At 63.9% G+C, this 20,008-nt stretch carries 15 protein-coding genes; 4 read left to right on the top strand and 11 right to left on the bottom strand.

Annotation, left to right across the window (positions count from 1 at the left end):
• A partial coding sequence (locus Q0Y42_RS08225) for a metallophosphoesterase (protein WP_297802230.1) occupies positions 1 to 1,237 on the top strand: 1,237 nt, incomplete at its 5' end.
• Here the strand turns inward: Q0Y42_RS08225 and Q0Y42_RS08220 are convergent.
• From Q0Y42_RS08220 to chpT, 3 genes are all read right to left on the bottom strand, one after another.
• Complete coding sequence (locus Q0Y42_RS08220) at positions 1,234 to 2,055, bottom strand: protein-glutamate O-methyltransferase CheR (RefSeq protein ID WP_297802227.1); 822 nt, start codon at positions 2,053 to 2,055, stop codon at positions 1,234 to 1,236. The genes Q0Y42_RS08225 and Q0Y42_RS08220 overlap by 4 nt on opposite strands.
• A complete protein-coding gene (locus Q0Y42_RS08215; RefSeq protein ID WP_297802236.1) occupies positions 2,052 to 2,438 on the bottom strand; it encodes a response regulator in 387 nt (128 codons plus the stop codon). Before Q0Y42_RS08215 ends, Q0Y42_RS08220 begins: the two co-directional genes overlap by 4 nt.
• A gap of 64 nt (positions 2,439 to 2,502) precedes the next feature.
• A complete protein-coding gene (gene chpT / locus Q0Y42_RS08210) occupies positions 2,503 to 3,204 on the bottom strand; it encodes a histidine phosphotransferase ChpT (RefSeq protein WP_297802224.1) in 702 nt (233 codons plus the stop codon).
• 113 nt (positions 3,205 to 3,317) lie between these two features.
• On the opposite strand from chpT, the gene cysQ reads away from it, so the two are divergent.
• A complete protein-coding gene (gene cysQ / locus Q0Y42_RS08205) occupies positions 3,318 to 4,160 on the top strand; it encodes a 3'(2'),5'-bisphosphate nucleotidase CysQ (protein WP_297802221.1) in 843 nt (280 codons plus the stop codon).
• A gap of 18 nt (positions 4,161 to 4,178) precedes the next feature.
• Here cysQ and Q0Y42_RS08200 read toward each other — a convergent pair whose 3' ends face one another.
• The 5 genes from Q0Y42_RS08200 to map all read right to left on the bottom strand — a co-directional run bounded on the left by Q0Y42_RS08200 (position 4,179) and on the right by map (position 7,581).
• Entirely contained in the window at positions 4,179 to 5,072 is an 894-nt protein-coding gene (locus tag Q0Y42_RS08200; RefSeq protein ID WP_297802218.1) for an oxidoreductase, read from the bottom strand.
• Positions 5,073 to 5,315 (bottom strand): BolA/IbaG family iron-sulfur metabolism protein, encoded by a 243-nt coding sequence (locus Q0Y42_RS08195; protein ID WP_297802215.1) that lies wholly within the window; start codon positions 5,313 to 5,315, stop codon positions 5,073 to 5,075.
• Between the two features lie 75 nt (positions 5,316 to 5,390).
• Complete coding sequence (locus Q0Y42_RS08190; RefSeq protein WP_297802212.1) at positions 5,391 to 5,882, bottom strand: GNAT family N-acetyltransferase; 492 nt, start codon at positions 5,880 to 5,882, stop codon at positions 5,391 to 5,393.
• 23 nt (positions 5,883 to 5,905) lie between these two features.
• The gene (gene radC / locus Q0Y42_RS08185; protein ID WP_297802209.1) at positions 5,906 to 6,640 is read right to left on the bottom strand and encodes a DNA repair protein RadC; all 735 of its coding nucleotides are present in this window, start codon (positions 6,638 to 6,640) and stop codon (positions 5,906 to 5,908) included.
• Positions 6,641 to 6,759: 119 nt separating this feature from the next.
• Entirely contained in the window at positions 6,760 to 7,581 is an 822-nt protein-coding gene (gene map, locus Q0Y42_RS08180) for a type I methionyl aminopeptidase (RefSeq protein WP_297802206.1), read from the bottom strand.
• Between the two features lie 433 nt (positions 7,582 to 8,014).
• On the opposite strand from map, the gene Q0Y42_RS08175 reads away from it, so the two are divergent.
• On the top strand, positions 8,015 to 9,352 hold the full coding sequence (locus Q0Y42_RS08175; protein ID WP_297802203.1) for an outer membrane protein transport protein: 1,338 nt from the start codon (positions 8,015 to 8,017) through the stop codon (positions 9,350 to 9,352).
• A 123-nt stretch (positions 9,353 to 9,475) separates the two neighbouring features.
• Here Q0Y42_RS08175 and Q0Y42_RS08170 read toward each other — a convergent pair whose 3' ends face one another.
• The 3 genes from Q0Y42_RS08170 to Q0Y42_RS08160 form a co-directional block, all read right to left on the bottom strand.
• Complete coding sequence (locus Q0Y42_RS08170) at positions 9,476 to 10,969, bottom strand: DEAD/DEAH box helicase (RefSeq protein WP_297802200.1); 1,494 nt, start codon at positions 10,967 to 10,969, stop codon at positions 9,476 to 9,478.
• 303 nt (positions 10,970 to 11,272) lie between these two features.
• A complete protein-coding gene (gene gltB, locus Q0Y42_RS08165; protein ID WP_297802197.1) occupies positions 11,273 to 15,814 on the bottom strand; it encodes a glutamate synthase large subunit in 4,542 nt (1,513 codons plus the stop codon).
• Positions 15,811 to 17,238, bottom strand: a complete 1,428-nt coding sequence (locus Q0Y42_RS08160; protein ID WP_297802194.1) for an NAD(P)-dependent oxidoreductase — start codon at positions 17,236 to 17,238, stop codon at positions 15,811 to 15,813. The genes gltB and Q0Y42_RS08160 overlap by 4 nt, the downstream gene beginning before the upstream one ends.
• 333 nt (positions 17,239 to 17,571) lie before the next feature.
• Here Q0Y42_RS08160 and Q0Y42_RS08155 point away from each other — a divergent pair, with 333 nt between their 5' ends.
• Positions 17,572 to 19,971, top strand: coding sequence for a membrane-bound PQQ-dependent dehydrogenase, glucose/quinate/shikimate family (locus Q0Y42_RS08155; protein ID WP_297802191.1), 2,400 nt, complete (start codon positions 17,572 to 17,574; stop codon positions 19,969 to 19,971).
• Positions 19,972 to 20,008: the final 37 nt, after the last annotated feature.

Genomic DNA, 20,008 nt, shown 5'->3' with positions numbered 1-20,008 from the left:
GCACTCTTCCTATACGCGCATCGCGCCGCTTCTGGCGGCCTTCCGCCGCGAGGTGCGCGATAATCCCGCGCCGCACCTGATTGTGGTCAATGGCGACAGCTTCGAGCACGGCAACACGGTCTCGGTGCGTTCCGAAGGGGCCGTGGACTGGGCCTTTATGGCCGAATTGCCCAAGATCGCGCCGACGGTCTTCAATATCGGCAACCACGACAACGATCTGACGCCGGAACTGCATACGGTCATTGCGCGCATGAAGGCGCTGGGCCTGACGGTGGTCAGCAATATTATCGATAGCCGCACAGGCCAGCCCTACACCGAGGACTCGGCTGTTCTGTCGATCGGTGGCGAGACGCTGCGCATCGCCGCACTGGGTACGCCCTCGATCAACACCTATCCGGTGGAAAGCCGCGAATGGCTGACCATCCCCGCGCCTGTGGAATGGGCACAGGCCAATCTGCCGCGCCTGCTGGCGGGTGATGGTCTGAAACTGGTGCTCAGCCACGTCGGCGTGGTGGACGAGCGCCAGTACCTGTCCCTGCTGCCGCAGGGCGCGATCATGATCGGCGGCCACAACCACCTTCTGTTCACCCATCAGGAAGGGGCCAGTGCCTTTGCCCATCCGGGCCGCTGGGGTGAAACCTATGTGGTGGCTGAATATGGTGCCGATGGCGTGGCTTCGGCCCGTATCCAGCAGGTGGCGGCGACCGATGAAGCCGACGCCGCTCTCAAGGCTCTGTTGGACGCCACTCTGGCCGCGCACCTGACCGATGCCGAGCGCGCCATCCTGGGTCACAATCCGCGCGCCCTGACGCTGGGCGAGACCGGCCGAAAGATTTCTCAGGGCTTTGCAGAGGCCACGGGCGCGGACTGGGGCTTTATCGGCCTGACGACGCTGGGGACCGGACTGAAGGGCGGGGCTGTCGACCAGTTCCACTTTGACGAGGTCGTGCGTTTTGAGGGCCGTTTGATGGTGGCCGAGATCGACGCTGCCCGCATGCCTGCCCTGCTGAAATACTGCAATCAGGACGAGCCGATGTCGATCTGGGACATGACGGGTGACTTCCCGTTTGCGGCTCCGCGCCGCGATCTGGAAGCGGGCAAGGCGCGTCTGAAACTGGTCACGACCGATTGGTGCGCACGCAACCAATCCAAATATTTCGGCACGAGCGATCTGGAATGGGTGGACGTGCCGAGCGACGGCGTTAAGGCCGTGGCCCGCAAGGCTTTGTTGGGTTAGGCCGCGCGCTGGTCTCTGGCGGGGCCTTTGACAAATAGCCCCGCGCCGCCTGCCACCTGACGGAAGTGATTGGTGCGGACATCTTCGTCCAGACCCGTAAACAGGCAGCCGCCGTCATTGAGATGGCGGGCCAGTTGCAGCAGGGCGCGCTCCTGCGCCTCCGGCACCATGTCACCCAGAACATAGCGGCAGAAGATCAGGTCGAACGGCCCCTTGGGGGCAAGATCACTGGGCAGACCGTCGAGAATATTGGCGCGGTCATAATGGATGGACTGGAGCAGCTCCGGTCGCGCCCGCCATTGGTCCTCGACCGGCTCAAACCAGCGCAGCATGGTCTTGGCCGCTAGGCCGCGCTGGATCTCGAAGCCGGAATAGATGCCCCGTCCGGCCTTTTCGACGGCAGAACGCGCGATGTCGGTGGCCAGAACCTCGACAGCAATGCCCTGCTCAAGGGCGGCCATGGCGAGACTGAGCGGTTCCTGTCCGGTTGAGCATCCCGCCACCCAGATGCGCACCGGTCGGCTCTGGCGCGCTTGCGACAGGGCGGGCAGCAGTTGTTGGCTGTAGAGGTCGAACACATGGCGGTCGCGGCGAAACCACGTCTCGCCATTCACCAGCGTCTCGATAATGCTCCAGCCCAGCGAGCCTATAGGCCGTGCCCAGACGCTGGCCAGCAGGGCCTCGACATTGTGGAAGCCCTCGCGGCGGGCGACAGGTCCCAGCCGATGTTCCGCCAGCTGCATACGGTCGTGATGCAACGCATAGCCCGCGCGCGCCGCCATCAGGGATTGCAGCTTGGTGAAATCGTCCGGCGTCATGCGGCATTGGCCCTGATGGCGCCGATCTCGTCGATCTTGGATTGCAGGATGTCGCCGTCGAACGGCTTCATCACATAGTCATCGGCCCCCGCCGACAGCGCCTCGGCGATCCGCGCGGGATCACTTTCCATACTGCAGAACAGCACCTTGGGCGGGCGGAGGGCGTCGATGGATTTCAGGCGGGTCAGGAAATCCATGCCGTCCATGGTCGGCATCCGCCAGTCCAGCAGGATCAGGTCCGGCACGGCCCGCAGGCATTGGTCCAGACCTTCCACGCCATCCGCCGCCTCGACCACGTCAAAGCCCAACCCCTCGACAATGCGACGGGCCACTTTGCGGATGATACGGCTGTCATCAACAATGAGGCACAGGGGGTTTGGCAGGGCGCAACACTCCGTCAGGCCCCGTAAAACAAGGCCGCGTTAGGATGTAATGGCGCTCTTTATGTCAAATCCTTGGCGCTTTTGGTAGTCGCGCTAACAGCGATACGCGTCCTTCTTCGACAGATGTGTCGAGTCGGCCACCCGCTTCATTCACGCTGAGCCACAGCCAGTAGGGCTGAATCCATTGACCGTGCAGGCCTTCTTCCAGCGGCTGGCCGCGCAGGCCTGCCACCGCCTCGCTCTTGAGCCGTGCACGATTTCCTTCGGCCATACCCACAATGGTGGTGCCGATGTCGCTTTCCTGCACCGAGATCACAGCCGTTCCGCCCATCGGCAGGGCCCCGACCGTGAGGTAGCCGAGATTGAGCAGGGCGCGGGCATGGGGCTTGGGCAGCTGGCCCTCGGGCACGCGCCAGTCCAGCTGCGCGCGACCGCCTTCGGTCACCCCCGACAGGAGGGAATGGAGGTTGGCGGTCGAAAAACTTTCGGCGCTGGAAGAGGCTCCGAAGGCGACGCGGGCGAAATTCACCAGCGAGACCATCTTGCGCGCGCTCTGGCGGATCAGGCCAAGCGCATCGTCGCGCATGTCCTGCGCCGTCGGATCGTCCAGCAGATCGAGACCGGACATCACCGCACCGGCCGGACTGATGAAGTCGTGGCACAGCTTGGCCGAGACCAGAGCGGCCAGATCGACCCCGTCCGGCAGGGATTTGGTGGCTGCACCATTGCTGGAGTTCGGACGTGCGCTATCGGTCAGTAGTGACATCTCGGTACCGATCCATGTTTTGTGGATCAAAACGTAGTTAATGAAGGTTAACCAATCACTGACCTGATTTGCGGGTTCGTTAAACCTTCCGTTTGGGCTATCTGCAGGAAACCATGACGACTGCACCCGAAACCGCCCGATCATCCTCGCATCCCGACCTGAACCCGCAGGTGCATCAGCGGCTGGAGGCGGACCTCAACTCGGGTCGTCTTGCCGAGATTATCGCGGAAATTTCCGAGGAGGCTGCCGACCTGATCCGTGGCTTCTGGCGCGCGGGCGTAACGGCGCAGTCCAAGGCCGATCTCAGCCCCGTCACCGAGGCGGACCGTCAGGCCGAGGCCCTGATCCTGAGCCGACTGGAAGCCGAATGGCCGGGCGTCCAGACCATTGCCGAGGAACAGGCCTGTGACAAAGGCTTGCCGGTTGCGGCGGCGGAGTGGTTCTGGCTGATCGATCCACTGGATGGCACGCGCGGCTTTGTGGCCGGACGCGAGGCTTTCACCGTCAATATCGCCCTGGCCCATAACGGGCTGGTGGTGGCGGGGGCTGTCGTGGCACCGGCTACCCACACCTGTTGGCGCAGCGGCCCGTCATCGGGCGGTGCCTTCCGCCGTCAGGGCAATGAAGGCTGGCAGCCGATCCATGTCCGCCCCCGTCCCGAAGAGCCGATCGCCCTTGTCAGCCACAGCCTGACCGACGCCGAGGCCGAGCGTCTGATCCGCCAGCATGGCTGCACCCGTTGGGAAGCGCTGGATTCCTCGCTCAAGCTCTGCCTGATCGCCGAGGGACGTTTCGATGCCTATCCGCGCACCGGCCCGACCTCCGAATGGGACATCGCTGCCGGTCACGCGGTCCTTCAGGCCGCGGGCGGTCGGGTGATTGGCGCGGATGGACAGGTCCTGCGCTATGGCAAGCCACAGTTTGCCAACGGCGTCTTTGTCGCCCTCGGAGGCTGAGCTCTGGGTGGTTGAACCTTAGGCGGCGCGGATGGCTGCCACGCGGGCCATTTCCAGCTGGGCTGGAAGGCTGACGGGCATGTCCCGCTCGCAGGTGCGGGCCAGACGTTGAAGTCGCTCGACATTGGTGGCGCGGATCACCACCCCTGACAGGGACGGGTCCAGCAGGGCATTGGCCAGACACAGGTCTTCCGCTTCCCAACCCGGCGTCGTGTGCAGGAAGAGGAAAGGATTGCTCGGCACCTCGGCGGTCTGGCGCTTGCGCGGCAGGCCAAACAGCCCCTTGGCAGGAGGCGGCGCGGTAACGCCCGGCTCGGGCGACAGCAGCTGCTGCGGGTAATATTCGGTCCCGAAGACGATCAGGTGCATTTCGCGCGCCGTCCGCAGCCATGACCGCTGGTGGCTGTTCAGCTGGACGTGGCAGGGCGTGAACACCGCCTCGAACCGGCCGCTGCGGATATAGATGTCCATGACCGGCGTGGTCCCGCGAATGCCGAGGCGGCGGATACGCGGTTCCTCTTCCAGATATTTCAAGGACAGGCTGGGAAGCTCGCTCTCGGACGGATCATCCAGCACGACGGTGTTGATGTACTGCAGGCCGGTGGCCTTGAGCACGGCGTCGAGGACAGCCTTCAGGCCCTCGACCGAAAAGTCGCGGCGACCATTGGGAAGCGGGCCGACCGTCAGCGCCACATGCAGCAGTTCGCGATCCAGCTGGCTCAGTGCCGCGCCGGTGGTGCGGATCAGGGTCGGGTCGAGGCTGTCGATGTGGAAGCTGTTGATCCCCTCGTCGAGGGCGGCATCCAGAAGCTGGCGGATATTCTGCTGGCCGGAGGCGGCGACCGCCGCATCCAGTTGCAGGGTTACCGCCGAAACGGAGCCCGTGGCATCGCCAAGCGGTCGGTAACGCATTTAACCCACCTCTGCAGGCGTCTTGGCATCGAAGCTGACGGAGTGGACCACAGTCCCCAGCTTGCCCTTGAGGGCGCTGTTGCAGGCGCGGTAGCGGTTGACGCGGCTCATGCCCTCGAATGCCGAGGACACGACACGGGCTTGCCAGTGGTCTTCATCGCCCGCCGTGTCCTGAAGCTCGATCACGGCATCGGGAAAGGCCTCGATCAGATGGGCGCGGAGGTCGTCGGCGGACATGGGCATGATGATACTCGATCCCGTAAGCTTAACTGAGCCTGTGCAAATAGTGCGCCAAGGCGGGCTTGTCAGCCTTGATGGTTATTGCGGGGGAAGGAGGCGCTCATAAAGGGTGACGTTCTGGCCTTTGTAAAGCCCTTCGCCATAACGGTTGAAACCCATGCGGCTCGCCAGTTTGATCGAGGGCAGATTGCCGTCGCTGATCATGCAGACGGTTCGGGCAAACCCATAATCCCTATCGGCGCTCTGTAGGGCAGCGCCCACGGCCTCGCTGGCAATGCCCTTGCCGTGAAAGGCGGGCGCGACGGCCCAGCCGATTTCAGGGGCATCAAAGGGCGGCTCCAAAAGGCGCTTGTAGTCGAACAGGCCAACCACACCGGCCAGTGTCCCGTCATGGGTACGGATGGACCAGTTGCCATAACCCAGGCTGTGCCAGTGTCCGATGTCGCGCAGCAGGCGCAGCCAGACGTCTTCGGAACTCATCGGCTGACCCGAGATGAAACGCGTGACTTCGGGATCGGCCCATAGGGCGCACAGATCGGGAAAGTCATCAGCGCTTACGGGTTGAAGCACGAGGCGATCGGTTCGAAGGGACTTCACATCAGGCCTAACTGTTTGAAACTGGTGACGCCGTGGCGTCCGGCGATCAGGTGGTCGTGAACCTGAATATCCAGCGCCTTGGCCGCCTCGATGACCTGACGGGTCATATCGACATCGGCGCGGCTGGGGGTGGGGTCGCCAGAGGGGTGGTTGTGGATGATGATCATGGCCTTGGCGCTGAGTTCCAGCGCGCGGCGAACGATCTCGCGCGGATAGACGGGTGCATGGTCAACGGTGCCACGGTTCTGGATTTCATCACGGATCAGCTGGTTTTTGTGATCCAGATAAAGAACGCGGAACTGCTCGCGCGGTTCGTGCTGCAGGGCCAGCCGGACATAGTTCAAAAGGGCCGTCCATGAGGAAATGACCGGACGCTTGGCGACCTCTTCCAGCGAAACGCGGCGGGCGATTTCCTGAAGGGCGCACAGGTCCAGCGCCGTCTCCTGACCGATGGCCTTGGTGCGGCCCTTGATGTCGGCCGCTTTTACGGTGCGCATATCCTCGACCGAGGCGGCCAGCACGCCGGACAGGGACCCGAAACGGTCCAGCAGTGCCTTGGCCAAGGGTTTCACATCGCCCTGCGGCTGGCTGCGAAACAGGAAAAGTTCCAGCAGTTCATAGTCGGGCAATGTGGGCAGGCCGCCCTCGCGGGCGCGGGCCCTCAGCCGGTCACGGTGGCCCAGATGGTGGGCCTTGGGTTTGGGCGTAGAAGGCTCGGTCGTATCCAGCATCAATGTCCCCCGTTGTTGGGACACTATCCAATAACGTGGGTCTGTATAGGGCCCAGGGCATGAAAAAGGCCGACCCCGTTCGCAGGGCCGGCCTTGTCCGTATTCCAGTTTCCGCCGACTTACAGGGTCGGGCGGAAGATGCCCTTGGGCGACAGGGTGAAGATTTCCAGACCGTCTTCGGTGACACCGATTGAGTGCTCGCACTGCGACGACAGCGACTTGTCGCGGGTCACGGCGGTCCAGCCGTCCGACAGCACCTTCACACCCGGCTTGCCCAGGTTCACCATCGGCTCGATGGTGAAGAACATGCCCGGCTTCAGCACGGCACCTTCGCCACGGCGGCCATAGTGCAGGACGTTCGGGGCGTCGTGGAAGACGCGGCCGATGCCGTGACCGCAGAAGTCACGCACCACGCTCATGCGCTGGGCCTCGACGAATTTCTGGATGGCATAGCCGATGTCGCCGAAGGTGTTGCCCGGCTTGACCTGTGCCAGACCCAGATCCAGCGATTCATAGGTCACATCGATCAGGCGCTTGGCGCGGGCGTTGATTTCGCCGACCGGATACATGCGGCTGGAATCGCCGTGCCAGCCGTCAACGATGACGGTGTGGTCGATGTTGACGATATCGCCTTCCTTCAGAACCTTGTCGCCCGGAATGCCGTGGCAGACGACGTGGTTGATCGAGGTGCAGATCGTCTTTTCATAGCCTTTGTAACCGAGGCAGGCGGGGATGCCGCCGTTGTCCAGCGTGAACTCGCGGACCAGGTCATCGAGTTGTCCGGTGGTAACGCCGGGTTTGACGTGCTCGGTGATCATGTCCAGTGCCTCGGCGACCAGACGGCCCGCCTTGCGCATGCCTTCGAAATCTTCCGCCGTGTGGATGCGGATTTCGTGGCTGCGGACAAGGACGTCGGTTTCCAGTTCGGGCGTTTCGTACATGACAGGCTTTCAGTAGGAGCCCGACCCGATTGCCATGACAGCGGTCGGGACTGGCGGGTAATCAATCAAAGTCACTTCGCCACTCGGCGCAGCGTTCAGATGGGAACTATAGCACATTCGCGCAATCGCGTCAGGCGCAGTGCCCGATAGGTGGGCGCGAGGCGGTTTCGGGCAGGCCTCATCCCAGATTCGAACAGGGCAAAATATTCAACTAACGGTGTTATTGTTTAAAAACAAATGCTTACCTAACGTTAAGTCCAGCTGCAAAAGTGCGACTTCTGCGCCACTGTTTTCGGATGAAGGTGATCTTTGGACGCGGTTCTTAGGCTTTCGTCGATGACAAGCTGGAGCGGGCTGATAAGCCTGCGTTCTCTCCCCGAACAAGGGTCCATCGCATCGGTAATGATGGATCCAGTAACTATAGGTGAAATCGATGACTTCCAGGAACGTGGCCCGCATCGGCGGTCTCGCCGTCCTCATGGCTTCTGTGGCCGCTCCGGCCTTCGCAGGCTCCTTCTACCTTCAAGAACAATCGGCGCGCGGCGCTGGTCGCGCCTATTCGGGCGAAACCGCCGACACCGGCGTGAACTCGCTGTGGTGGAACCCGGCCGCTATCGCGCGCTCGGGCCGCGAAGCGACCTTCTCGCTGCACGCCATCAAGCTGGATTCCGAAGCCCGCGACACCGGCTCCACCCTGACGCTGATCAACCCGCAGACCGGCCAGGTTGCGGCACGTCTGCCGGTCGGCGGCAGCTCGGTCGTGAAGGACCCGGTCGAAAGCGGCATCGTCCCGAACTTCGCCATCGCCACCCCGATCACCGAGCGTCTGTCGCTCGGTCTGGCTGTCTCGGCACCGTACAACTTCACCACCAAGTACGAAGCCAACGACCTGTCCAAGAGCAACATGGGCACCTTCGCCCGCTATGACGCCAACACCTCGGACCTGCGCTCGGCAGACATCGGCGTGGTCCTGGCCTATCAGGTCAACGACTGGCTGGACATCGGTGCAGGTGTCAGCGCCCAGTACGTCAAGGCCAAGCTGACCTCGAACATTCCGTCGCTGACCATGACGAACCCGCCGCTGCTGGCTTCGGACGGCAACTCGTCGCTGGAAGGTGATGGCATCGACTTCGGCTGGAACGTCGGCGCACAGATCCACCAGGGCAAGTGGGACCTGGGCCTGTCGTACCGTTCGGCTGTCGAACACACCCTGGAAGGCGACATCGTCCAGCAGATGAACGGTGCGCTGGCTCCGCGCAGCTTCGCCACCAGCGGTGAAGCCTCGATCACCACCCCGTGGTTCGCCTCGGCCTCGGTCCGCTATGCCGCGACCGACAAGCTGACCCTGAACGCCCAGATCAACCGCATCGGCTGGTCGGAATTCGACGCCATCCGCGTCAGCTTCACCGGCGGCGGCGACGTGATCCACCAAAACTACGAAGACGTCACCACCGGTGCTATCGGCTTCGACTATGCTCTGAGCGACAAGACCACCCTGCGCGGCGGCATCGGCTACGATCCGACCCCGACCACCGACGCCCTGCGTACCGCCCGTATCCCGGATTCGGACCGCATGCTGTACTCGATCGGCCTGTCGACCGAGATCACCGAAGGCGTGGGCTTCGATGCCGGCATCACCTACATCGACATGGACAAGGGCGTCATGCATGACGACCGCACCCTGCTGCAGGGCGCTGTCATCTCGAACCTGCGTGGTGAACTGGAAGGCTCGGCTGTGGCCTTCTCGATCGGCACCACCGTCAAGTTCTAATCCTCTACGGGTTTGAATACGGAAACGGCGGCTCCTGACGGGGCCGCCGTTTTTGTTTGCGCCGAGCAGACATGAAAAAGGCCGCCGCCCCGAGGGGCAGCGGCCTTTGATCATTTCAGGATCTTAGCCCTTGTGGGCGTAACCCTTGCCGCCGTTCGACGGGCGCTTGCGCGGGCGGCGCTTCATGGCGCTGACCGGCTTGGGCTCGGGGGCCGAGGTGACCTCGCCAGCCATGGGGTTGTAGGTCGAGACCGGAGCGCCTTCGCGCGGGCCGCGATCACTGCCGCGACGCTCGCCCTTGCGGGCGCGGTGCGGTTGGCCACCGCCCTCGGGGCGCTCGCCACGGGTGCGGTTACGGCCACGGCCACGACGGCCATCCTCGCCCTCGCCCTTGCGCGGTTCACGCTCGGGCAGGGTGGCCTTCTTGGCCACGCCCGCGGCGAGGATCGAGGCATCCAGCTGGGCCAGTTGCTTGTCGTTGCGGCGGTCGACCATCGGGATCTTCTGGCGGGTGACCTTCTCGATGTCCTTCAGCAGCTTCATCTCGTCGCCCGAGACGAAGCTGATGGCGGTACCCTTTTCACCGGCGCGGGCCGTACGGCCGATACGGTGGACGTAGGATTCCGGAACATAGGGCAGCTCGAAGTTCACCACATGGGTGACCTTGTCCACGTCGATGCCGCGTGCGGCGATGTCGGTGGCCACCAGAACGCGCAGCTTGCCGTTCTTGAAGGCTTCAAGGGCGCGCTCGCGTTGCGGCTGGCTCTTGTTGCCGTGGATGGCACCGGCCTCGACGCCGCCCGCTTCTAGATAGGCGGCAACCTTGTCGGCCCCGTGCTTGGTCTTGGTAAAGACGAGGCAGCGGGTATAGGCCGGATCAGAGAACAGTTCGGTCAGCAGGGCGCGCTTGCGGCCCGCCTCGACCCAGATCACTTGCTGCTTGATGCGCTCGACCGTGGTCGATTGCGGGGTCACCTGAACCTTGACCGGATCCTTCAGCAGATCACCGGCCAGCTTGCCGATCTCGCCCGGCATGGTGGCCGAGAAGAACAGGTTCTGGCGACGGGCGGGCAGGCGGCTGACGACCTGACGGATCGGCTTGATGAAGCCGAGGTCCAGCATCTGGTCGGCCTCGTCCAGCACGAAGATTTCGGTCGAGGAGAGGTCGATGTTCTTTTGCTGGATATGGTCCAGCAGACGGCCCGGAGCCGCGACCAGAACATCCAGACCCTGTTGCAGGGCACGCTCCTGGGCACCGTATTTCACGCCGCCGAACACGACCGCGACACGGAAGCCGAGGTGCTGACCATAGACCTTGAAGCTGTCGGCGATCTGGGTGGCCAGTTCGCGCGTCGGCGACAGGATCAGGGCGCGCGTGGTGCGCGGCATCGGCTTGACGCGGTTCTCGGCCAGACGGTGCAGGATGGGCAGGGCGAAGGCGGCGGTCTTACCGGTACCGGTCTGGGCGATACCCAGCAGGTCGGCACCCTTCATCACGTGGGGGATGGCCTTGGCCTGAATGGGGGTCGGCTTCTCATAGCCCGCCGACTTCAGGGCGGAGAGAAGGCCGTTGTTGAGGCCGAGGGCCTCGAAAGCGTTGGTTTGCGTATCGGTCACGTCTGTCTTTCACGAATGACGACGGACGCCAGCAGCCATCGGCCTAGCAGCGCGCGTCGTCCGCCCGCATGCAACGGGCAGGTAACGGGCGCCGCCCCGCGTGTACGGACGACGTATGAACTGGAGGAACCGACGGCTCGACAGACAGGCGCTTTCAACTCTGGAAAGGCCCACACGCGCTGGAACACGCCGGAAACCGCACTGTGCGGTAGGGCGCAATTGGGCTTCGCAGGTGCAAAAGTCAAGCACAGGGCCGGTCACCATGGGTAACCGGCCCTTACAAGGTTAGGCTTTGAGGCCGTTTTAGGCGCTGATGGCCGCGTGGGTGACGGCCTTGTCCTCGGCGGCTTTGATCGTTTGCGGAATGATGCGGATGAAGGCCTTGAGGCTGTTCTTCCAGTCACCCAGCAGACGCTCGGCCAGAGGCGAACGGGTCGCGGCAAGGTGGGCCTCGATCAGTGCCTTCAGTCGTGCGGCGGCCTCGTCATGCAGTACGCCGACCGTGGCCAGATCACCGTTCAGGGCCTGTGCGGCATGACCGTCGGGATCAAGGACGAACAGCTCGCCACCGCTCATACCGGCGGCAAGGTTCCAGCCCGTGGAGCCCAGAACCACGACACGACCGCCCGTCATATATTCGCAGCCGTGAGCACCAAGGCCCTCAACCACGGCTTCGGCACCGGAGTTGCGGACGGCGAAACGCTCGCCCGCGCTACCGGCCACGAACAGGCGGCCCGAGGTCGCGCCATACAGAGTGGTGTTGCCGCAGACCTGCTGGCCCTCGCGCCATTGATACGGACGCACTCGGATTTCGCCGCCCGACAGCCCCTTGCCGACATAGTCGTTGACCTCGCCGGTGACATCCAGAACCAGCCCCTTGGTGGCAAAGGCCCCGAAGCTTTGTCCGGCGATGCCTTCCAGTTTCAGGGTCAGGCTGCCTTGCGGACCCTGAGGGCCGTATTTGCGGACGATGGCCGAGGACAGTCCGGCACCGACCGTCCGCTGGGTGTTCTTCAGCGGATAGGACAGCTCCAGCGTCTGGCCCGTGGCGAGGAAGGACTGGGCGTCCTTCAGCACGCGGGCGTCGAGGCTTTCGTCGATCTCCTTGCGGTGCTTGTCGGCGAGACGACCCGGCTTATCGACATCGACCTTCATCAGCAGCGGATTCAGGTCGAGATCGTCGAGGTGCGAGCCACCACGGCGGACCTGACGCAGCAGGTCGGTACGGCCCACAATCTCGTCGATGGTGCGCGCGCCGATGGAGGCGAGGATTTCGCGCACTTCCTCGGCGATGAAGGTGAACAGGTTGACCACCTTCTCCGGTGTGCCGGTGAATTTCGCGCGCAGACGCTCGTCCTGCGAGCAGACGCCGACAGGGCAGGTGTTGGAGTGGCACTGCCGCACGATCAGACAGCCCATGGCGATCAGGCCTGCCGTGCCGATACCGTATTCCTCGGCACCCAGCAGGGCGGCGATGACCACATCGCGGCCCGTGCGGATGCCGCCGTCGGTGCGGAGCGACACCGAGGAGCGCAGGTGGTTGAGGCTGAGGACCTGATGCGCCTCGGCCAGACCGATTTCCCACGGCATGCCCGCATGCTTGATCGAGGTCTGCGGTGATGCACCCGTGCCGCCGTTGTGGCCCGCGATCAGGATGGCGTCGGCCTTGGCCTTGGCCACGCCCGACGCAATCGCGCCGATGCCGGTCGAGGACACCAGTTTCACCGTGACCTTGGCATCGGGGTTGATGGCCTTGAGGTCATAGATCAGCTGGGCGAGGTCCTCGATCGAATAGATGTCGTGGTGCGGCGGCGGCGAGATCAGCGTCGTACCGGGGACGGCATGGCGCATCTTGCCGATGAACTCGGTCACCTTGAAGCCGGGCAGCTGGCCGCCCTCGCCGGGCTTGGCACCCTGAGCGACCTTGATCTCGATCTCGCGGCACTGGTTAAGATATTCAGCGGTGACGCCGAAACGACCCGATGCCACCTGTTTGACCGCCGAGTTGGCGTTGTCGCCGTTGGGACGCGGGACATAGCGGGCCGGATCCTCACCGCCCTCGCCGGAGACGGCGCGCGCGCCCATCCGGTTCATGGCAATGTTCAGCGTCTCGTGCGCCTCAGGGCTGAGTGCGCCCAGCGACATGGCCTGCGACAGGAAGCGCTTGCGGATATCCGAGACGCTTTCGACCTCGTGCAGCTGGACGGGCTTGAGGCCGTCCTTGAAGTCCAGCAGGTCGCGCAAGGACAGGTCCGGCTGTTCGGCGACAGCGGCGGAATACTGCTTGTAGCGCTTGTAGTCGCCACGGTTTACCGCGTCCTGCAGCAGGTGGATGGTCTTGGCGTCGTGGCCGTGGGCCTCGCCACCCGCACGGATGCGGAAGAAGCCGCCCATCGACGGCGACGGTGTCTTTTCAGGCGCAAAAGCCGTCTGGTGACGCTGCAGGGCCGCACGTTCCAGACCGGCCAGACCGATGCCCGAAATACGCGAGGAGGCATTGGGGAAGAACTCTGCCGCCAAGGCGCGCGACAGGCCCAGAATCTCGAACTCGCACCCACCACGATAGGCGGAGATGATCGAAATACCCTTGCGGGCCAGAACCTTGAGCAGGCCCGCCTCGATGCCCTTCTTATAGTTTAGGCAGGCGTCCTTCAGCGACAGGTCGCCATAGAAGCCGCGCTCCAGACGCTCCTGGAACAGTTCCTGCGCCAGCCACGGATTGACGGCGGTCGCACCCACGCCAACCAGAACGGCAAAGGCGTGCGGGTCCAGCGTTTCAGCCGAACGGACGACGATCGAGCAATAGGTACGCAGGCCCGCATCCGTCAGGCGCAGGTGGACGCCCGAGGTGGCGAGGATCATCGGCACCGAAAGGCGATCCTCGGCGAAATGCTCGTCGGTCAGGACGATCAGGGTCGCGCCACCGCGCGCGGCGGCCTCGGCCTCGTCACGGATGCGATTCAGGGCTTCGCGCAGTCCCTTGCCCGCCTCGGCATCGGCTGCGGGCACCGGATAGGTGCAGTCGATGAAGGCGGTCGAGCCATCGGCCACAACGCCCAGCAGGCGCTCGTACATGCCGGTGGTCAGGACGGGGCTGTCCAGAACGAACACATCGGTCTGGGCCTCGTCATGGGCGAGGATGTTGCCGAGGTTCTTGAAGCGGGTCTTCAGGCTCATCGCGCCGCTTTCGCGCAGCGGGTCGATCGGCGGGTTGGTGACCTGAGAGAAGTTCTGGCGGAAATAATGGGCCAGCGGGCGCGGCAAGGACGACAGCACCGCCGGCGGCGCATCGTCACCCATGGAGCCGACCGCTTCCTTGCCGTCACGCACCAGCGCATCGAGCAGCAGGTCGCAGTCCTCGCGGCTGAAACCGGCGGCGATCTGGCGACGGGTCAGCGCCTCGCCCGTGGCGGCGCGCGGCTCGGGACCGGGGCCGATCAGAGGCTCCAGATCGACCATGTTGCCGATCCAGTCCTTGTAAGGATGGGCGGCGGCCAGAGCATCGACGGCCTCATGCTCGTCATAGACGCGGGCGGTTTTCAGATCGACGGCGATCAGTTTGCCGGGGCCGATGTGCAGGCGGCGCTTCACGCGGCCTTCCGGCAGGGGCACGAGGCCCGTTTCGGAACCGGCCAGCAGCAGGCCATCGACGGTTTCGACCGCGCGTAGCGGACGCAGGCCATTGCGGTCCTTGCCCGCCACGACCCAGCGGCCATCGACGGCACACAGGGCGGCGGGGCCGTCCCACGGCTCCATCACGGCGTTGCAATAGGCATAGAGGGCGCGGTGCTCGGCCTTCATCACCATGTCGTCCGACGACCAGGCTTCGGGCACCAGCAGGGCCTTGGCCATGGGCGCGGGGCGACCGGCGCGGACCAGAACCTCGAACACATTGTCCAGCGCCGCCGAGTCCGAGCCACCCGGCTGGATGACCGGCTTCACCTCATGGTCGCGGTCGCCAAACGCCGAGGCCGTCATGCGGATCTCGTGCGACTTCATCCAGTTGAGGTTGCCGTGCAGGGTGTTGATCTCGCCGTTGTGGGCGAGCATCCGGAACGGCTGGGCCAGCTTCCATTCGGGGAAGGTGTTGGTCGAATAGCGCTGGTGGAACAGGGCATAACCCGAGGCGACCAGCGGGTCGTTCAGGTCGATATAGAGCTGGCCCAACAGTTCGGCGCGGACCATGCCCTTATAGACGATGGAGCGGGCCGACAGCGAACAGATGTAGCAGCCCGACAGGCCGGCTTGCTGGACGGCAGCCTCGATGCGGCGGCGGCACAGGTAAAGCTCGCGCTCGACGGCCTCGCCGTTGGTGTCGGCCTTATAGAGGGCTTCGGGCACCGCCAGCATGATCTGTTCGATCTCGGGGCGGGTCTGTTCGGCGCGGGTGCCGACGACCGACAGGTCCAGCGGCGTCTGGCGCCAGCCATAGATGTAGAAGCCCGAGCGGATGGCCTCGGCTTCGACGATGGCGCGGGCGCGGTCTTGGGCACCGAGGTCGGTGCGCGGCAGGAAGACCTGACCCACGGCAATCGGGCCGGGGCGGACGCTCTGGCCGACAGCGCGGACCTGTTCGGCAAAGAACTCCTGCGGGATTTCGATCATGATGCCCGCGCCGTCGCCGGACAGGCCGTCGGCATCGACCGCGCCACGGTGGGCCACGGCCTTCAGCGACTGGATGGCCATGTCCACCACCTCGCGGCGTGGCTTGCCGTCGATGGCGCAGACAAGGCCGACGCCGCAGGCATCGCGTTCGGAGTTCGGGTCATAGGAACCAGCGGCGACCAGATTGGCGCGCGCGGCTTCATACTGGCTCAGCCAGTTGGCGTTGTTTTGCTCACTCATGCTGCGGCTTCCTCGGTACGCGCGCGCAGGTAACGGTCGATTTCGGCAGCGGCGTCCTGACCGTCGCGCACGGCCCAGACGACGAGGGAAGCGCCGCGCACGGCGTCCCCTGCGGCGAACACACCTTCAAGGCTGGTGGCGAACCCGCCACGGGCGACTTGAATGGTGTTCCAGCGGGACGTCTCGAGAGAGGCGTCCAGCTGTTCGGTGAAGTTTTCCGGCTCGAAGCCCAGAGCCTCGATCACCAGATCGGCGGCGACGTCGAAATCGCTGTCGGCGACAGGCACGATCTCGCGGCGGCCATTGGCTCCGGCCTCCGATAGGGCCATGCGCTGGGCGCGGACGGCGCTGACCGTCTCCCCCTTGGACATGAGGGCCTTGGGCGCAGCCAGCCATTCGAATGTCACGCCTTCTTCCTCAGCGTTCTGAACCTCACGCGCACTGCCCGGCATGTTGGCGCGGTCGCGGCGGTAAAGGCAGGTGACGCTGGACGCACCCTGACGGATGGCCGTGCGCACGCAGTCCATGGCGGTATCGCCGCCACCGACGACAACGACCTTCTTGCCCTTGGCGGTTTCGGCTTCGACGCTGTCACCCAGATCGCGTTTGTTCTGGGCGATCAGGAAGTCGAGCGCGGGCAGGGCGTCATCGGGGCCGCAACCCGGAATGGACAGGCGGCGGGCCTGATAGACACCCATGGCCAACAGCACAGCGTCGTGCTGGCCACGAAGCTCGTCCATCGAGATATCGGTGCCGACCGAGGTGTTCAGAACGAACTTCACCCCGCCCTCGACCAAGCGGTCGATCCGGCGCTGGACGACATATTTCTCCAGCTTGAAGCCGGGGATGCCGTACATCAAAAGGCCGCCCGCGCGATCGTGGCGGTCATAAACGGTGACCTGATAGCCCGCGCTGCGCAGACGATCGGCGGCGGCCAAGCCTGCCGGACCTGCGCCCACAATGGCGACCGATTGGCCGCGTTCGGCGACGGGGCGGATAGGTTCGACCCAGCCGTTCTCGAACGCCTGATCGGCGATCCAAGCTTCGACCGAGCCGATGGTCACGCCATCCCAGCCCGATTGTTGAAGCGTGCACGCGCCTTCGCACAGGCGGTCCTGTGGGCAGATGCGACCACAAATTTCGGGCATGGTCGAAGTGAGCGAAGCGGTCTTCCACGCCTCGCGCAGATCGCCATCTGCCGAAAGGGCCAGCCAGTCCGGAATATTGTTCTGGAGCGGGCAGGCGTTCTGGCAGAAGGGCACGCCGCAGTCGGTGCAGCGCGACGCCTGTTTCTGACCGGTTTCCGCGTTCGGTTTGAGTGTGATCTCGTTGAAATCACGCACGCGATCAGCCGCGGCCTGCTTTGGCAGGGAGCGAGCTTGAACTAGGAAACCACCGGGATTGGAACGACCACCTTTTTGCATGTGCACACTTTGGCGGCTAACCCGTGTTATCGCAAATATTTTTCCCGTTTATCCGCTTTTTTTCGACCAAAGTGCATGATGCATGCTTTTTGAGAATAGATTGCAGGAATGATATTCTAACCGATATTGCATTGCGGCATAAATAAAGCAGGTCGATCGGGGTTCTGCGCTGAAGCTTGCCAAACGCAGGTCGCCCAGTTTCAAACCTATGGCTGCAAACGGCCTTACGGAACGTCTCCCCTGCGGTTGTGTTGTCCCTGAGGATGTTCAGGTCAGACGCAAGGTGGATACGACATGGCCAGTATCGAAAAAGGGCGTGGGTTGGGGGTCAGTTTGGCCCGTTTGCTCGGTGTGATCATCGGCATCATCGGCTTGGTGCTGGCGATTGGCGGGGTCCAGCTGATGATGATCGGCGGCTCGGCCTATTATCTTGTCACGGGCGTGCTGATGATGATCAGCGGCCTGTTGATGGTGATGCGCCGGCTGTCGGGCGCGCTTCTTTATGTGTTGATCGTTATCGGCACTCTGGCGTGGGCGGTCTGGGAGGTCGGGCTGAACGGCTGGGCTCTGGTACCGCGCGTGATCGCGCCGATGGTGCTGCTGTTCTTCGTCGTTCTGAGCATGGGGGCCTTGAAGCGCGATGGCGGCGGGCGACTGGTGTTTATGGGACTGGTCGGCTGGGCCTTGGTGCTTGTGGTCGGCGGGGGTGTGGTCGCAGCGACCAACCGCGCCGGTGTGATGAATCCGGTTCCGGCGGCGGGGCAGTCGCTGATCGGTGATCCGGCCTTGGCCAAGGTCGGTGCCGACTGGCCCGCATGGGGCGGCAGTGACAGCGCCCAACGCTATTCGCCGCTGACCCAGATCACCCGCGACAATGTGAAAAATCTCACGCGGGCATGGACCTTCCGTACGGGCGACCTGCCCGAAGAACGCTGGGGCGCAGAAACGACGCCGCTGAAGATCGGCGACACCCTTTATCTGTGCTCCGCGCGGAACAAGCTTTTTGCGGTTGATGCCGCTACCGGTCGCCAGAAGTGGACCTATGATCCCAAGGTGTCCGACGACGACATTCCCTATACGGCGGCCTGCCGTGGCGTGACCTATTTCGCCAAGCCCAATGTAGATGCGGCCCAGCCCTGCGCCACCCGCATTATCGAAGGCACGCTGGATGGCCGTCTGGTCGCGGTCGATGCCCGCACGGGTGCCCCCTGTCAGGACTTTGGCACCAATGGCGCGGTCAGCATCAAGACCGGCATGGGCGATCCCTATCCGGGCATGGTATCGATCACCTCGGCCCCCGTCATCGTGCGGGGCATTGTGGTGACGGGCCATCAGGTGCTGGACGGACAAAAGCGCTGGAACGCGTCTGGCGTCATTCAGGGCTTTGATGCTGTGACGGGCGAGCTGAAGTTCGCATGGGACATGATGCGCCCCGACATCACCACCCTCCCGCCTGATGGCGAGACCTATACCCCCGGCACGCCCAATATGTGGACCACGGCCACGGCGGACGAGGCGCTGGGTCTGGTCTTCCTGCCGATGGGTAACTCTGCTGCCGACTATTATTCGGGCGAGCGCCGTCCGGCGGAGAACGAGTATTCAACCTCGCTGGTGGCGCTGGATGTCACCACGGGCAAGCCGCGCTGGCATTTCCAGACCGTCCATAAGGATGTCTGGGACTATGACCTCGGCTCACAGGCCACTCTGGTGGACATGCCGGTTGGTGGCCAGACGGTGCCTGCGGTGATCCTGCCGTCCAAACAGGGCGACATCTATGTGCTGGACCGCCGCACGGGCCAGCCGCTGCATGAGGTCGAGAATATCAAGGTGCCGCAGGGAGGCGTTGAGCCTGCCCAACGTACGCCAACCCAACCGACGTCGCTGTTCCACACCCTTCGCAAGCCCGATCTGACCGAGCGGGACATGTGGGGTATGTCGCCCATCGACCAGATGTACTGCCGTATTCAGTTCCGCCAGTCGGCCTATGAGGGCTTCTTTACCCCGCCGACGGCCGACAAATACTGGATCCAGTATCCGGGCTATAACGGTGGCTCGGACTGGGGCGGTATCGCGATAGATCCGGTACGCGGTGTGATCGTGGCCAACTATAACGACATGCCCAACCACAACCGTCTAGTCCCGCGCGCCAAGGCCGACCAGCTGGGCTGGTTCCCGCGTGATGATCCCCGCTACATCGAGCGCGAGAAGGAAGCGGCCAACCGTGGCGGCAGCCTGTCAAAGTCCAAGGCCGAGGGGGCGGGCGATCCGCAGATCGGTGTCCCCTATGCCATCGATGTGAATGCGGGCTGGCGCGTGAAGTTTACGGGCCTGCTGTGCAAACAGCCGCCCTATGGCGGTATCCGCACCATTGACCTGCGCACGGGCAAGACCCTGTGGGACCGCGCCTTCGGTACGGCCCGCAAGAATGGCCCGTTCGGCATCCCGTCCATGCTGCCGCTGGAGATCGGCACGCCGAACAACGGCGGCTCGGTGGTCACGGCGGGCGGTCTGATCTTCATCGCTGCGGCGACCGATGATCTGATCCGCGCCATCGACATCGAAACCGGCAAGACCGTTTGGCAGGACGTTCTCCCCGCCGGTGGTCAGGCGAACCCGATGATCTATGAGCAGAATGGCCGCCAGTATCTGGTCATCATGGCCGGTGGTCACCACTTCATGGAGACCCCGAAGGGTGACTATGTGATCGCTTATGCTCTGCCCCAGAGGGGCTGAGCATAGGCTTGATACTTGCACCTATCGCCTAGCGGCT

This window comes from uncultured Brevundimonas sp. (assembly GCF_947305955.1).
In the GTDB taxonomy this organism is placed as follows: Bacteria; Pseudomonadota; Alphaproteobacteria; order Caulobacterales; family Caulobacteraceae; genus Brevundimonas.
The sequence above is the reverse complement of the archived record's forward strand: the minus strand, read 5'-3'. Positions and strand labels throughout refer to the sequence as shown.

Bases quoted from the DNA above. Each gene is read 5' to 3' on its own strand.
- Q0Y42_RS08220 (WP_297802227.1), bottom strand. From the start codon at position 2,055: ATGACGCCGGACGATTTCACCAAGCTGCAATCCCTGATGGCGGCGCGC.
- chpT (WP_297802224.1), bottom strand. From the start codon at position 3,204: ATGTCACTACTGACCGATAGCGCACGTCCGAACTCCAGCAATGGTGCA.
- cysQ (WP_297802221.1), top strand. From the start codon at position 3,318: ATGACGACTGCACCCGAAACCGCCCGATCATCCTCGCATCCCGACCTG.
- Q0Y42_RS08200 (WP_297802218.1), bottom strand. From the start codon at position 5,072: ATGCGTTACCGACCGCTTGGCGATGCCACGGGCTCCGTTTCGGCGGTA.
- Q0Y42_RS08195 (WP_297802215.1), bottom strand. From the start codon at position 5,315: ATGCCCATGTCCGCCGACGACCTCCGCGCCCATCTGATCGAGGCCTTT.
- radC (WP_297802209.1), bottom strand. From the start codon at position 6,640: ATGCTGGATACGACCGAGCCTTCTACGCCCAAACCCAAGGCCCACCAT.
- map (WP_297802206.1), bottom strand. From the start codon at position 7,581: ATGTACGAAACGCCCGAACTGGAAACCGACGTCCTTGTCCGCAGCCAC.
- Q0Y42_RS08175 (WP_297802203.1), top strand. From the start codon at position 8,015: ATGACTTCCAGGAACGTGGCCCGCATCGGCGGTCTCGCCGTCCTCATG.
- gltB (WP_297802197.1), bottom strand. From the start codon at position 15,814: ATGAGTGAGCAAAACAACGCCAACTGGCTGAGCCAGTATGAAGCCGCG.
- Q0Y42_RS08160 (WP_297802194.1), bottom strand. From the start codon at position 17,238: ATGCAAAAAGGTGGTCGTTCCAATCCCGGTGGTTTCCTAGTTCAAGCT.